The 14930-nt window shown below is 46.5% G+C and carries 14 protein-coding genes; all 14 read right to left on the bottom strand.

The window, feature by feature from the left end:
* Positions 1–259: 259 nt before the first annotated feature.
* The 14 genes from LCM20_RS00595 to truB all read right to left on the bottom strand — a co-directional run bounded on the left by LCM20_RS00595 (position 260) and on the right by truB (position 14885).
* On the bottom strand, positions 260–2545 hold the full coding sequence (locus LCM20_RS00595; RefSeq protein ID WP_225193481.1) for an FtsK/SpoIIIE family DNA translocase: 2286 nt from the start codon (positions 2543–2545) through the stop codon (positions 260–262).
* A gap of 179 nt (positions 2546–2724) precedes the next feature.
* A complete protein-coding gene (locus tag LCM20_RS00600) occupies positions 2725–2928 on the bottom strand; it encodes a YlzJ-like family protein (RefSeq protein ID WP_225193482.1) in 204 nt (67 codons plus the stop codon).
* Positions 2925–3656 (bottom strand): ClpP family protease, encoded by a 732-nt coding sequence (locus tag LCM20_RS00605; protein WP_225193483.1) that lies wholly within the window; start codon positions 3654–3656, stop codon positions 2925–2927. The genes LCM20_RS00600 and LCM20_RS00605 overlap by 4 nt, the downstream gene beginning before the upstream one ends.
* Before the next feature lie 152 nt (positions 3657–3808).
* On the bottom strand, positions 3809–4699 hold the full coding sequence (gene dapA / locus LCM20_RS00610) for a 4-hydroxy-tetrahydrodipicolinate synthase (RefSeq protein WP_225193484.1): 891 nt from the start codon (positions 4697–4699) through the stop codon (positions 3809–3811).
* Complete coding sequence (gene dapG / locus LCM20_RS00615) at positions 4696–5937, bottom strand: aspartate kinase (RefSeq protein WP_225193485.1); 1242 nt, start codon at positions 5935–5937, stop codon at positions 4696–4698. The genes dapA and dapG overlap by 4 nt, the downstream gene beginning before the upstream one ends.
* A 24-nt stretch (positions 5938–5961) precedes the next feature.
* Positions 5962–7008 carry an aspartate-semialdehyde dehydrogenase gene (gene asd / locus LCM20_RS00620; RefSeq protein ID WP_225193486.1) on the bottom strand — a complete coding sequence of 349 codons (1047 nt, stop codon included), beginning with the start codon at positions 7006–7008 and terminating at the stop codon, positions 5962–5964.
* Positions 7009–7114: 106 nt separating this feature from the next.
* Positions 7115–7711 carry a dipicolinate synthase subunit B gene (locus LCM20_RS00625; RefSeq protein WP_225193487.1) on the bottom strand — a complete coding sequence of 199 codons (597 nt, stop codon included), beginning with the start codon at positions 7709–7711 and terminating at the stop codon, positions 7115–7117.
* The gene (gene dpaA / locus LCM20_RS00630) at positions 7704–8603 is read right to left on the bottom strand and encodes a dipicolinic acid synthetase subunit A (RefSeq protein WP_225193488.1); all 900 of its coding nucleotides are present in this window, start codon (positions 8601–8603) and stop codon (positions 7704–7706) included. The genes LCM20_RS00625 and dpaA overlap by 8 nt, the downstream gene beginning before the upstream one ends.
* Positions 8604–8985: 382 nt before the next feature.
* A complete protein-coding gene (locus LCM20_RS00635) occupies positions 8986–9237 on the bottom strand; it encodes a YlmC/YmxH family sporulation protein (protein WP_225193489.1) in 252 nt (83 codons plus the stop codon).
* A gap of 13 nt (positions 9238–9250) precedes the next feature.
* A complete protein-coding gene (locus LCM20_RS00640; protein WP_225193490.1) occupies positions 9251–10171 on the bottom strand; it encodes a polysaccharide deacetylase family protein in 921 nt (306 codons plus the stop codon).
* Between the two features lie 175 nt (positions 10172–10346).
* The gene (gene pnp, locus LCM20_RS00645; protein ID WP_225193491.1) at positions 10347–12473 is read right to left on the bottom strand and encodes a polyribonucleotide nucleotidyltransferase; all 2127 of its coding nucleotides are present in this window, start codon (positions 12471–12473) and stop codon (positions 10347–10349) included.
* 145 nt (positions 12474–12618) lie between these two features.
* Positions 12619–12888: a 30S ribosomal protein S15 gene (rpsO, locus tag LCM20_RS00650; protein ID WP_225193492.1), complete on the bottom strand. Its 270-nt coding sequence runs from the start codon at positions 12886–12888 to the stop codon at positions 12619–12621.
* A gap of 130 nt (positions 12889–13018) precedes the next feature.
* Positions 13019–13927 (bottom strand): bifunctional riboflavin kinase/FAD synthetase, encoded by a 909-nt coding sequence (locus LCM20_RS00655; RefSeq protein WP_225193493.1) that lies wholly within the window; start codon positions 13925–13927, stop codon positions 13019–13021.
* Between the two features lie 55 nt (positions 13928–13982).
* Positions 13983–14885 carry a tRNA pseudouridine(55) synthase TruB gene (gene truB / locus LCM20_RS00660; protein WP_225193494.1) on the bottom strand — a complete coding sequence of 301 codons (903 nt, stop codon included), beginning with the start codon at positions 14883–14885 and terminating at the stop codon, positions 13983–13985.
* Positions 14886–14930 lie beyond the last annotated feature (45 nt).

Raw genomic sequence — 14930 nt, forward strand, 5'->3', positions numbered from 1 at the left:
ATCTGACATCTGACGTTCGACACATCATATTTCGAAATTAATATAACACTTTTCTAAGAATAAATAAATAGGATCAGGACATTTTATTAGATTTTGTCACTAGATTCATCAAATTGAAAGCGTTTTTTGATCTTATACGGGATAAATGGACGTATTTTGTGGGATTTCGTTCCATTTATTATTCTGCTCATTTATTACCGGTCCACAATAATGACATACAAAAACCCCTGCCGAAAAATCGACAGGGGTTTTTACTAGATTAAGAGGATTGCTCCTCGGTTTGAGTGACTAAAACACTTCGCGGTTTGCTTCCTTCATAAGGCCCAACAATACCGTTGTCTTCCATAGCATCGATCAAACGCGCCGCCCGTGTATAACCGACACGGAACCGTCTCTGAATCATCGATACACTGGCACTTTGCATTTCAATGACCATCTGCACGGCTTCCGGGTACAAATCATCATCGACTTCCTGCTTCACTTCACTCTCTTCCTCAGGGATCATTTCTTCCTGGTACTGCGCTTTCTGCTGTTCCACACAGAAATTCACGACACGCTCTACTTCATCATCGGACAAAAAGGCCCCCTGCACACGAGTCGGTTTGTTGGAACCGACCGGTGTAAACAGCATGTCCCCCCGTCCTAAAAGCTTCTCGGCACCGCCGGAATCGAGAATCGTTCTGGAATCGGTTTGAGAAGATACGCTGAATGCGATTCGTGATGGAATATTCGCTTTAATGACACCCGTTATAACATCTACGGACGGACGCTGGGTCGCAATGATCAGATGAATACCAGCCGCACGGGCCATCTGGGCTAACCGCGTAATGGCATCTTCGACCTCATTAGAAGCAACCATCATCAAGTCCGCAAGCTCGTCGACCAGTACGACGATGTACGGAAGCTTCGGCTGATCTTCCTCATGCTCTTGATTATACTTTTTGACATACTCGTTGTAACTTTCGATGTTCCTTGTTCCGGTATCAGAGAACAAGTCGTAGCGTCTCTCCATTTCTGAGACGACTTTCTTCAATGCCCTCGATGCCTTCTTTGGATCCGTAACAACAGGTGCCAACAGATGAGGAATCCCGTTATACACATTGAGTTCTACTTTTTTAGGATCGATCATCATCATTTTGACTTCATGAGGCTTCGCCCGCATTAAAATACTTGTTATAATCCCGTTGATACAAACACTCTTACCACTTCCGGTAGCTCCCGCTACAAGCAAGTGGGGCATTTTGTTGAGTTCAGACATGACAGCTTCACCAGAAATGTCTCGTCCAAGTGCAAAGCTCAGTTTAGATTCGGGCTTCGACTTACCTGTTTCGAGCACTTCTCGAAGAGACACCATGGAGACCTCCTGGTTCGGTACTTCGATTCCGACAGCAGACTTTCCGGGAATGGGGGCTTCAATACGGATATCTTTAGCGGCAAGGGCCAATGCAAGGTCGTCATTCAAATTGACAATCTTACTCACCTTCACGCCGACATCCGGGTACACTTCGTATTTCGTCACGGCAGGCCCGACATGGACCTTTGTCACTTTCGCTTTCACCCCGAAGCTTTGGAACGTCTTTTCCAATTTCCGGACCGTCGCCTGGATGTGAGAACGCCCCTGACTTTGCTGCGTGGATGTCGGTTCGTCCAGAATGTCGATTTTCGGAAGCTGATAATCCATGTTTTCGTGTTCAGCCGTCAGCATCGACTTTTCAATATTCACGTCAGCTTCTTCTTTCGTTTCAGCTTTCGCCTCTTCTTTCGTTTCAGGTTCGGGCTCTGCTTTATAACTCGTATGATCCGTGAAGTCCTGAATGATCGGTTCTTCATCCGGAGCTGTTTCTGCTTCCTCAGGCTCTGTACCCTGAACATCAATCACCGATGTCTCTTCTTTCGTTTCTTCCAGCTGCTTTTTCTCTTCCCGTTTCTCTTTGACCCGGGCCAGTTGTTCCATTCCTACAGCTCTCATTTTCAATAACCCTTTTCCAAGCACATCTCCGAGTGACTTTTCACTCATAAAGACGATGCCGATGAGAAAAAGAAAGATCGAGACTATGGCTGCCCCTGCGCCTGAGAACAGGTAATAGGTAATCGACAGCAGGACGGCACCAATTAATCCGCCGCCGATGCTGTAAAACGCTCCCTCTCCCCTCATCATGAGCGTCATTCGATCCCACGTCATGGCCAGAATCGAACCATTCGTCGTCGTGAGCTCATTTGAAAGAGTCTGTAAATGTGTGAACAACATCAAGGCAAAAAGGATGATATAAAGTCCAATTAGTCGTTTATGTAGAAAAGATGGCCATTTTCGTTTTACCATCAAATAGACGCCGACCACTAAGAAAAAGATTGAGGCGACAAAATACCATACACCAAATAAAAACTGCCAGAAGCGCTCTAAACCGCCGGGAATCGCTCCGTCACTAATCGCAGAGGCCCCGCTTCCAAACACGGCAAGGAATAAAAAGAGCAACCCGATCAGTTCGAATTTCACATTTTCTTTAAATGCTGACTGTTTTTTTGATTTCCGCTTTTTTTTAGCCATGCTTTCACCTCCAAGTACGATGCAGATCGACTCAGCCTGATGCAGTGTCTGCTGAATGATCGTACCTTAACACTGCAATTCGTAATAAAATAGAGAAAAGGCGGGATTGATTCCCACCTTCTCCTGACCGTCAACCCGCATGTCACAGCTGACTATATTATACCATTAGAATGCCTTCGTTACGAGTCTAACCATTGGCCCGGTTGCAATTCTGGATCCATGTAGTGGAGCGGGTCAGTTGATAGGACTTGTAGGATCTGCTTACGTCCATCTCCCCCGTCTACACACTTAACCGGACAATGCTTATGCTGATGATAGACGACCTTCCCTGCTTCTTCTCTCGGAAAAATATCGTGCTCGCTTAACGGGGTGTAGAGTGTCATTGGATCACCTGATTTTCATGATCTTTATTTTTGTCGATCATTTCGTTCAACTTCTCCATCGCTTCTTTTACCCCACCGACCGCATCAATCAATCCGTGATCCACGGCCTGCTGTCCGACCACGTTCGTCCCGATATCACGAGTAAGGTTTCCTTTTGCAAACATCAACTCTTTGAATGTATCTTCTTCAATGTTTGAATGGCGCGTGACAAAATTGACGACCCGCTCCTGCATTTTATCCATATATTCGAACGTTTGAGGAACCCCGATGACGAGACCTGTCATACGGATCGGATGGATCGTCATCGTCGCTGTCTCCGCTATGAATGAGTAGTCAGATGAAACGGCAATCGGCACACCTATAGAGTGACCTCCGCCAAGTACAATGGATACAGTAGGTTTCGACAATGAGGCAATCATTTCTGAAATGGCAAGTCCTGCTTCGACATCTCCTCCAACTGTGTTTAACAAAACAACCAGTCCTTCAATTTTCGGATTTTGTTCAATCGCAATCAATTGAGGAATCAAATGTTCATACTTCGTTGTCTTATTTTGTGCCGGTAACTGTACGTGACCCTCTACCTGTCCGATGACAGGCAGCACATGAATGTTCGAGTCAGATGGCTGAGGGACGGAGGACTGACCGAGCTGCTGGATTTTATCTACAATCGACGACTTGGATGGATCCTGCTGCTTTTCATCTTGGTTTGGAGAATCTTTCATGTTCATCAATACGACCCCTTTTCACTCTTTTCCCGTAGTATGAGTTGAACGGTCGTCTCTCATACGGATTGAATGGCAATCGTTTTGTCACCACAACTGCTCAAGTGGAATAGCAAAAGACCGGCATTCGAAAATGCCGGTCTTTTGCAAACGATCATTTACTTCTGAACGTCTGGTGTCTTTACGGATTGTAGCGTTTGGCGGAGCATTTCTTCTTCTTCTGAAGTTAAGGCTACCAGAGGAAGCCTCATGCTCCCGGTATCGATTCCAATGTGTTTCAGTGCTGCTTTGACTGGCGCAGGGGACGGTGCTTGAAACATGGCGTGGAACACGGGCAACAATTTGCGGTGAAGAGCAGCAGCTTCGTCTGTATTTCCGTCAACGAATTCCTTCAACATGTTTTGCATTTCGGTTCCAATTACGTGCGCAGACACGGATATGATCCCATCCGCTCCAACCGCGTAGGCAGGTAGCGTCAGATGATCATCTCCGCTGTAGAGGCTGAAGTCATCAGAAGTGTTGGAAATGATTTCAGCCATCCCGTCTAGATCCGCTGTCGCTTCCTTCACCGAAACGATGTTATCAATTTTCGATAAGGCAATCACCGTCTCAGGATCGATGCGTACAACAGAGCGTCCCGGGACATTGTAAATCATAACGGGGAGTTCGACAGCTGAGGCGACGGCCTTGAAGTGCGCATACAGGCCTTTTTGATTCGGTTTATTATAATACGGAGCTACGATCATCAATGCATCGACGCCGGTTTTCTCAGCTTGTTTGGATAACTGAATGGTATGTTGCGTACTGTTGCTTCCTGATCCTGCAATAACGGGCACGCGTCCATTAACGACTTTCACTACATGCCTCCAGAGGGCAATCTTTTCATCACTTGAGAGTGTAGGCGATTCTCCTGTTGTTCCAGCAACGACGAGGCCATCCGTACCATTTGCTAATAAATGTTCAATTAACTGGGTTGTTTTGTCAAAATCAATGGTGTCATCATTGCGAAAAGGCGTGACCATGGCAGTTAATACGGTTCCGAATTTCATGAGCGAACTTCTCCTCTCACGGTTTCTTCATCCAATTGAAAGGTTTCATGTAGAGCATTGACAGCCGGAATCAGATCCTCTTCTCTTACTAACACCCAGATGGTTGTATGAGAATCGGCCGATTGCAAAATTTGAACGCCTGCTTCAGTCAACGAGTGAACGATCGTAGCGGTCACACCTGGAATACCTGCAATACCCGCACCTACTGTCGAAACTTTCGAGCATCCTCTACGAATCTCAGGCTCATACCCCATCGACTCCAGAATCGTCTTCGCTTTCTCCTCAAAGATCTGGTGGATGGTGTAGATGACCCCGCTTGGAGAAATATTGATGAAATCGACGGAAATCCCGGCCTGTGCCATCGACTTGAAAACATCAGACTGTAGCTTGGATGGGTCATCTTTAGATTGGACTTTGATTTGAGTCAACCCTGTCATGTGGGCAATGCCGGTGACCATTCTTTCTTTCACATCTCTTGTCTTCGAGTCCTCTTTCGTCCCGGATACTAATGTCCCTGGGAGGTCAGAGTAAGTCGAGCGAACTCGTATCGGGACATTGGCGTACATTGCAATTTCAACAGCCCGCGGATGAATCACTTTTGCCCCCTGATGAGCCAGATGGCAAATTTCATTATAGGTGACTTCATCCAAGGCACGTGCCTTTTCTACAACTCGTGGATCGGCCGTCATAATGCCGTCTACGTCCGTATAAATATCAATAAAGTCCGAGGACAGTGCGGCGCCTAATGCAGCAGCTGTCGTGTCACTGCCTCCGCGCCCAATCGTAGTCGTTTCTCCATTCGGCGTTTGCCCTTGGAAGCCTGCGACAACGACGACGTCAAAGGTTTCCAGCTCCTTAAGAATTCTAGACGGGTTCACTTGAATGATCTTGGCTCTTGTAAAATCATCATTGGTTAAAAATCCGGCTTGGGCTCCAGAAAGGGACACCGATTTAATGCCTGCCTGATTCAATTCGTGGGCAAATAAAATAGAAGAGATCGTTTCTCCGCAAGACATAAGGAGATCCACTTCTCTCAGTGAAGCGGATGTCTTGGGATAGTCGATTAAACTGAGGAGTGTGTCTGTTGCATAGGGGCTCCCTTTCCTCCCCATAGCGGATACGGTTACGACGACCTTATACCCTTCACCAAGGGCTCTTTCAATGTGAGACCTAGCCCGGGAACGACTTTCTGTATCCCGGACGGAGGTCCCTCCAAACTTTTGCACTAGCAGCTTCATTTGGCCACCTCAATTACGAAAAGGTTATAGCCAGCCGTTCGCCACCACACGTTCAGCGATTTGAACGCTGTTCCAAGCTGCTCCTTTGAGCAGGTTGTCAGAAACGACCCATAAATGGAATCCATTTTCATGATCAGGATCTTTCCGAATCCGTCCGACAAAAACGTCCCGCTTCTCAGCAGCGCTGAGTGGAGTCGGATAAGTCTGGGTGGATGGATCGTCTTCGAGAACGATTCCAGGGGCGTTGGCCAGCAGTTGCTTCACATCTTCAACGGAAGCGTTTTGGTTCTCCACTTCAATATATACACTTTCGGCATGAGAAGTGAAGAACGGAAGTCTCACACACGTGGCAGCAACAGAAAGATCAGGCTGATGCATGATCTTTTTCGTTTCATTGATCATTTTCATTTCTTCGAATGTATAGCCGCTCTCTTCGAACATATCAATTTGTGGGAGGGCGTTGAACGCAATGGGATAATGCTTTTCGTCACCTTTGACTGGAAGAAGATTCGCTTCAAGCTCTTCACCATCAAGAAAGGCTTGAGACTGTGCACGCAGCTCTTCAGCGGCTTCGTTCCCAGCGCCCGAAACAGCCTGATAGGTAGAGACGATGACCCGGCTTAATCCATAGGCTTTTCTGACCGGCTCCAGGGCTGCCACCATCTGGATCGTCGAACAATTCGGGTTCGCGATAATCCCTTTATGGTGTTCAATGTCCGCCTCGTTTACTTCCGGTACGACAAGTGGTACATCTTCTGCCATTCGGTATGCGCTCGTGTTATCAATGACAAGAGCACCGTGTTTCACGGCTTCAGGTGCCAGTTTCTTTGAAACGGAGCCTCCTGCTGAGAACAGCGCAATATCGACTCCTTTAAAGCTCTCAGGAGTCGCTTCTTCGACCACTAGGGTTTCCCCTTTGTATTTCACCTTCGTACCTGCTGAACGGCTGGAGGATAATAATTTCAAGTGATTAACCGGAAAACTGCGATCTTCCAGTGTTTCGAGCATTTTTTGACCGACGGCGCCTGTAGCGCCGACAATGGCGACGTTATACGTGTTGGATGAACTCATCTATTTCTACCCCTTTTCTAAATGTAATAATGTTGTGAATAATGCAATAGGTCGCTATTTTTGTCATTCTATCATAATTACCGCATCATCTGGTAGAAAAAATAAATTAATTTGGATAACGTTCGATTAACAAAGGCTGACGCTGCTTGCCTTCTAGTGCGGATTCGATCGTTTCAGGAATCAACGTCATGTCCGCAACGAGCGAATTCGGCTTTTTGTAAGGATGGTCCTGGCCAAGCGGAACGAAATAGATGTTTTTCGTTGCCATCAGCTTCATGATGTTCATCCCGTTCAAGCCAAGCGCATCGTTTGTGGAGACGGCAAGCACAACGGGACTTTCATTTCTCAACGTTGCCTTCGCAGCCATGAGGACAGGAGAATCCGTTAAGGCATTCGCCAGTTTACTGGTCGAGTTTCCTGTCAGAGGTGCAATCAACATACAATCCAGTGGACGTTTCGGTCCAAGCGGCTCGGCATCCGGGATGGTCAAGATCAGTTCTTCCCCTGTAATCTTTTTGATGGTTTCCAAATGCTCTTCTGCTTCACCGAACCGGGTATCAGTCTTCTGCACCGTGTATGACAAGATCGGTACGACCGTTGCCCCCATATCAACAAGCTTCTGCATGATCGGAAAAACCTCATGATACGTACAGTGTGACCCCGTTAGCCCGAATCCGATCGTTTTTCCTTTTAGATTACTCATCTGCATTCTCCTTTCGAACCTTCTCTTTCACGATACGGCACATTACGTCAGCAATGATGCGTCCTGCCGTCTTTGGTGCAACGATGCCAGGAAGCCCTGGAGCGAGCAAAGCTTTGATGCCACGCTTCTCAGCGAAGTCAAAATCGGTTCCGCCTGGCTTAGAAGCTAAATCCACGATAAGTGCGTGCGACGGAAGCTGTTTGATCACATGATGATCGACAACAAGGTGTGGCACCGTGTTAATTAAGATGTCACATTCCATATTCTCTTGATCCAGTTTGTTCATATCAATCGTTTTAAGCCCCATCTCGTGTACACGGGCAGCGGCTTTGGATGACCGCACTCCGACGGATACATCCGCTCCAATATGGTCAAAAATCCGGGCAAGACTCATCCCCACTCGACCGAGGCCGAGAATGATCATTGTTGACCCGTGAATCGTATAATCCGTATGCTGGATGATCAGCATAATTGTCCCTTCAACCGTCGGGATCGAGTTATAAATCGCAACATCATCCCGGTTCATCAAAAGGTGTAAAGGACGCCCCACCTTAACCATGAGTTCTTTTAAATAGGAATTCGCAATTCCTGTGAATACTTGACAATGTTCTGGTGTTTTTTTCAGCCACTCTTCCGATAATTGAATGACCCGATTTGAGAAAATGCCGTCAATCAGACCGCTGTCATCTGTTCCTGGGATTGGTAAGATGATCGCGTCGAGTTTCTCGACCTGATTGGAGTCGAACTCAAGATCAGTCGCTTCTGTAAAGCTTTCATTCAATTGGTCGAACCCGGCTGTATATACGGTGGCATTCCATTCGTTTAATTTCCGAATGATCTCGATCTGCCGGGCATCGCCCCCTATGACCGCTACGTGATATCCTGTCAGCATGCCGGATGTCTCCTTTTCTGTGATCTTATCTCCTTGTATCCTATGCCGAAGACGGTAGTTAGTGATTTGGTTTTTGTTTACTAAACAACGATGGGCTTTTTTTCTATAGTCAATCATGCCGAATTCGTTTCCACACTTCAGCCTATGTAGCTGAACCGGGTGCTTGTGAATGGTGATGACAACAAAAAAGCTCCGAACATCTAAATAGATGTTCGGAGCTTTTTTGTTGTCGAGAAAGTCTTATCACATCTCTCAAATTTTGAGAAGCGGTGTTGGAGAAACAGCTTTATAGATAGAAGGCAGACTCCCATACCTCCGCTCAGTTCTGTTCACATTGCCCACACCGTCTGTAACAGAGCGCTTCCCTTTTGTTCTTCCATGATCAATGGTCGTGTACTTCTTTTCTCTGGTTCAGCAGAATGATGTCTTCTCCAATCGTCTCAATCTGCTCCCATGAAACGCTAAAAGACTGCTTGGCATTCCCTCGACCGAATAACGACTGGTTCATGATGACAAGAGACAGAATGGCACCAGACTCTGGATCGATCACTAGATCCGCTTTCCCCAGTACGCCAAGCTTCTCTCCGCTGTGAATGTCGACGACTTCTTTATGCGAGAGTGACGTTAACCTCATGAGCGAAACCTCCCTATCGTTCAGGACTTAACAGTTGAGGAAGAGAGCCGATTCGATAGCCCTCCCCTTTTATCATATCGATGAGACCAGGCAGACTTTTGGCTGTTACCTCAGTCGGATGCATGAGTATGGTAGCTCCTTTATGCAACTTACTCTGAACTCGCTGCATCAGGACGTCCTGAGTCGGTTTTTTCCAGTCGATGGTGTCCACCGTCCACATAATCGTCTCCATCCCCATTTCACCCGCGGCTTCTACAGTAGCTGTATTAAAGCTTCCAGATGGCGGGGCGAAGTAGGCAACTTTGTTCTTCGTAAGCGCAAAAAGAAATTCATCTGCCTGCTCCAGGTTCGTTCTTGCCTGCTGCTTTGACATGCTTCCCATATCTTTATGACCGAACCCATGACTTCCAATCGTATGCCCTTCCTCATCAATCATTTGAACGAGATTGGTGAAATCTCTTGCAAACGCACCGTCTATGAAAAAGGTTGCTTTTACTTTCTTCTCAGATAACGTCTCAATCATATCCGGCAGGTACTCCTCCCCCCAGGACACATTGATCAGAAAGGAGACCATTTCCTTATCCGGGTGACCTCTGTAAATAGGGGAAGCTGGTAAATCACTCAAGGACACCTCAGGTGGAATCGTTTTGTACACAAGAAGTTTTGAGTCGAAGCTTCCTTTCTTCTTCATTTTTTGGAAAGATGCCTCTACGTCCACCTTCCGTCCGTTCAAACCCGGTGTTTTCTTCCATACAGAATCGATGGCTGCATCCTGAGGTTTCTTCTCAAATTCCTGTTTCTTTTCTTCAATCTTATCCCGTAGGTCCTCTTCATTAAAGACGGAAACTCCTTCTGAGCTTTCCACAAAGGCTAGTCCCATTCCTAAAAAAAAGAAAAAAACGATGATCCATCCCGCTATTTTCATCTGTGTCATTCGATACACCCCTATTAAGAGTGTATGTACAAGCCCTCCTGATAGAACCCGGTTCCTCTATGTACGTACTGGATTTTCGGGCATAAAAAAAAGAGACTGGCGGACCAGTTTCTTTTCTGTAATCGATAAGGATCATATGTGAACACATGGAACGATCCATGTGTCCTCTTAATCCTTACGATTCTTTATTTGCTTCTTCCTGCTTCTTCTTCTCTTCAATGAGAATGGCTTTGCGGGAAAGATTAACACGACCTTGATTATCAATTTCTTTCACTTTAACGCGGATCGTATCGCCGATCGATACAACATCCTCGACTTTTCCGATACGCTCTTCTGCAAGCTCAGAAATGTGAACAAGTCCGTCTTTACCTTTGAACAGTCCAACGAATGCTCCGAATTTCTCGATTCGTTTGACTTCTCCGTCATAAATCTCACCGACTTCGACTTCGCGTACGATATCTTCAATGATCTTACGCGCTGTATGATTCATTTCTGCGTCTGTTGAGGAAATGAATACCGTACCATCTTGTTCGATATCAATCTTAACGCCAGTATCATCAATGATTTGATTGATCTGCTTACCGCTCGGTCCGATAACATCACGAATCTTATCAGGACTGATCTTCATCGTCATGATTTTCGGTGCGTAAGGAGAAAGCTCTTGACGCGTTTCCGGAATCGTCTCCAGCATGTGATTCAGGATTTCCATACGACCCTTCTTCGCCTGTTGAAGCGCTTCTTCGAGAATTTCGCGGGATAATCCATCTACTTTAATGTCCATCTGCAATGCAGTGACACCTTCAGCCGTACCGGCAACTTTGAAGTCCATGTCGCCAAGTGCATCTTCCATTCCTTGAATATCTGTAAGAATCGTGTAATCGTCTCCTGATTTCACAAGTCCCATTGCAATTCCGGCTACAGGGGCTTTGATCGGCACACCCGCATCCATCATCGCAAGTGTACTTGCACAAATACTCGCTTGAGAAGTAGATCCATTTGATTCCAGCACTTCAGATACGAGACGAATCGTATAAGGGAAGTCATTTTCAGAAGGAATCACTTGCTCAAGGGCACGCTCACCAAGAGCACCGTGTCCGATCTCACGACGACCAGGTCCACGGATAGGGCCTGTCTCACCGACAGAGAATTTCGGGAAGTTATAGTGGTGCATGAAGCGCTTCGACTCTTCAAGGTCCAGTCCGTCCAATACTTGAACGTCACCAAGAGCTCCTAGTGTACATACACTCAGCGCCTGAGTTTGTCCACGTGTGAACAATCCAGAACCGTGTGTGCGGGAAAGAAGTCCGATACGAGACGTCAGCGGGCGGATTTCATCCACACCACGGCCATCAGGACGAATTTTTTCCTTCGTAATCAAGCGACGCACTTCCGTTTTGACGATGCTTTCCATGATGTCTTTCACTTTACCGATCGTCTCTTCATCGGCTTCCTCTTCTTCGTAAGAAGCGATGATTTCTTTCTTCACTTCGTCAATCGCTGTTTCACGAGCTTTTTTCTCTTCGGTGCGGATCGCAGCAGCCAGCTTTTCAGTCGCTTCTGATTCAACGGCACCTTTCAATTCCTCATCAAGATCAAACAGCTGAACTTCCATTTTTTCGCGTCCAGTTGCTTCGATGATCTCTTCCTGGAATTCTACGAGACGTTTGATTTCCTCGTGACCAAACATGATCGCTTCCAACATGTCTGCTTCTGGTACTTCTTCAGCACCCGCTTCAACCATGTTGACCGCATCTTTCGTTCCAGCAACTGTCAACGTAATATCGCTCTTTCCTTGCTGTTCAATCGTCGGGTTGATGACAAATTCACCATCAACTCGTCCAACGTTTACACCCGCAATAGGGCCGCCGAATGGAATGTTTGAAACACCAAGGGAAATGGATGAGCCAATCATCGCTGCGAATTCTGATGAACAATCCTGATCAACACTCATAACAGAGCTGATCACTTGTACATCGTTACGGAATCCGTCTGGGAACATCGGGCGGATCGGACGGTCGATCAGACGGGAAGCGAGAACCGCTTTGTCACTCGGACGACCTTCACGTTTGATGAATCCTCCTGGAATCTTACCCACAGCATACAGACGTTCTTCATAGTTGACGGTTAACGGGAAAAACGGCAGGTCTTTCGGTTCAGTGGAACCTGTTGCCGTTGAAAGTACCGTTGTATCACCGTAGTGTATGAGAGCGGCACCGTTCGCTTGTTTCGCCAGTTCCCCTACTTCAATCGACAGGGTACGGCCGGCGACATCAATAGAAAACACTTGTTTTTCTTCTGCCATAAAACTTACTCCTCTCAAGTAAATACCTCTTTGAATTTCAAAAAGCACAGATGTGTGCTTACATGCTTGTTTATCGTAAGTTTACACGCTTATTTATGTAAACATACAGAAAAAGCGGGAATTATCCCGCTTTTTTCCCTGTACATTAACGACGCAAGCCTAGGCTCTTAATAATCTCACGGTAACGTGTAATGTCTTTATTACGTAGGTAGTTCAATAGGTGACGACGTTTACCTACCATTTTAAGAAGTCCACGACGAGAGTGGTGATCCTGCTTGTGTGTGCGCAGGTGCTCGTTCAGGTTTGTGATCTGCTCTGTAAGTACAGCGATTTGTACTTCAGCAGAACCTGTGTCGTTGTCATGAGTTTTGTACTGATTAATCAGTTCTTGTTTACGTTCTTGTGTGATAGCCATTGTGTGACTACACCTCCTATAAAAATTAAAAATTCCCTTTCCCCCAGCGAACGTCGGAGTAACAGAACGCCAAGCGAAGGTTCCATACTATACAGTACATTTTTTGCTGAAAAAATGCAAGGGAAATCCATTAATCAAGAGAGAAAAAGTGTCGAATCTGAGCTTCATCATCGCTTAGCTGCCCCTTCAGTGCCTCAATTCCTGAGAACTTCTTCTCATCGCGTACTTTGTCTTTGAACTGTACGCTGATCGTCATGCCGTAAAGATCTTGATTCAAATCAAATATATGAACTTCCAGGCTCGGCTGCCTTTCCCCTTCAAAGGTAGGTTTGACACCGAGGTTGGCCATGCCGTAATAGGTTGAGCCTTCAACCCTCACACTCACAGCATAAACCCCTGTAGAAGGGAAATAGTAATCGGATCCTACATTGACATTTGCCGTTGGATAACCGATCGTCCTCCCTCTCTTCTCGCCTTCTACAACGGTTCCCTTCATAGTAAAAGGCCTTCCAAGCAGCGACTCGACTTCCTGTACCCCGCCTTCATCCAACAAACCTCGAATTCTAGTAGAGCTGATTTTGTCTTCTTCCTTCTCTACTTTTGGGATGACCGTTTGTGAAAAGCGACCTCTCGACAATTCAGGCAGCATGTCCATCGTTCCTTTTCCTTTATGACCAAACGAAAAGTCGAAGCCAGCCACCACATGCCGGACGTGAAGCCCTGCAAAGAAATCATCTACGAACGCCTGTGGGGAAAGCTGAGCGAGTTCTTTGTCAAATGTAACGACGTACAAATAGTCCACGCCCATTGAAGATAAGATTTCTTCTTTCTCTTTGAGCGGAGTGATATATTTGGCGTTTACTTTTTCTTTTTTCAAAACGACTGATGGATGCGGATCGAATGTCATCACCGCACAGCGGATGCCCATGTAATCCGCCTGCTCTTTTGCTTTTTGAATGACAGCTTGATGCCCTTTATGAACACCGTCAAAAAAACCGACTGCAACAGCGCTCGGTTCAACTTCCAGCGACTGATTCATTGACGAATGCGATAAGCGATACGTTTCCACTCTATTCACCTGCTTCTAAAAAATACTAGGATTGAAAGACACGTACAGGCTTGATTTGCCCAGGTTTAGCCGGGTGTTTCTGGTAAATGGCCAGCACAGTGCCTTCATACTCTACGACAAATACATCTTCCTGTATGTCTTCTGGCTGCTGCAAAACCCTTCCGTGCTTGATCCACTCCACAAATTTCTCTTCTACTTCCCATGTAACCATATGATTCAGTCCGCGGGCAAGTGGAAGCAACAGAGAAGGCTGCTCGTTATCGTCGGCCGCTTTCTGAACCTCTTCGAGCGTATAGCAGTCCTTACGTGTAATATCACCTGTTTTTGTACGGATCAGGTGAGACATGTGGGCAGGATATCCGAGGGCTTTTCCGATGTCCACACAAAGCGTGCGGATATATGTTCCTTTCGAGCAGACGACCCTGATGGCGAAAGAAGCGGCCTCCCCTTCCCTTTTCACATGATCGGACATTAGTTCAATAGACTTGATTGTCACGATTCTCTCAGGTCGTTCTACTTCCAAACCTTCACGCGCGTACTCATACAGCTTCTTCCCATTGACTTTCACGGCCGAATACATCGGAGGAATTTGCGTGATTTCCCCTTCGAAGTCTGAAAGGACCTCTTCCACTCGCTGCAAGTCCAAGTCTTCTGAGACGGGTTTTTCTTCGACTGTCTCACCGGAAGCATCTTCAGTATCCGTGGAGCTTCCAAGCGTGACGGTTGCCTCGTACACTTTTTCCGTGTCCGTCAAAAAGGGGACGATCTTCGTGGCTTTACCTATACAAAGCGGCAAGACTCCTTCAACATCCGGGTCCAGTGTACCTGTATGACCGACTTTCCTTGTTCGTAACATCCCTCTTGCTTTACTGACGCAGTCGTGGGAGGTGTATCCTTTTGGCTTCCAAAGCGGTAATATTCCATCCATGTTGTTCACCCCTTGCTTTCTTGTGTCTAGGTTAGACAGATAAAA

The organism is Halobacillus litoralis, from assembly GCF_020171725.1.
GTDB lineage: Bacteria > Bacillota > Bacilli > Bacillales > Halobacillaceae > Halobacillus > Halobacillus litoralis_F.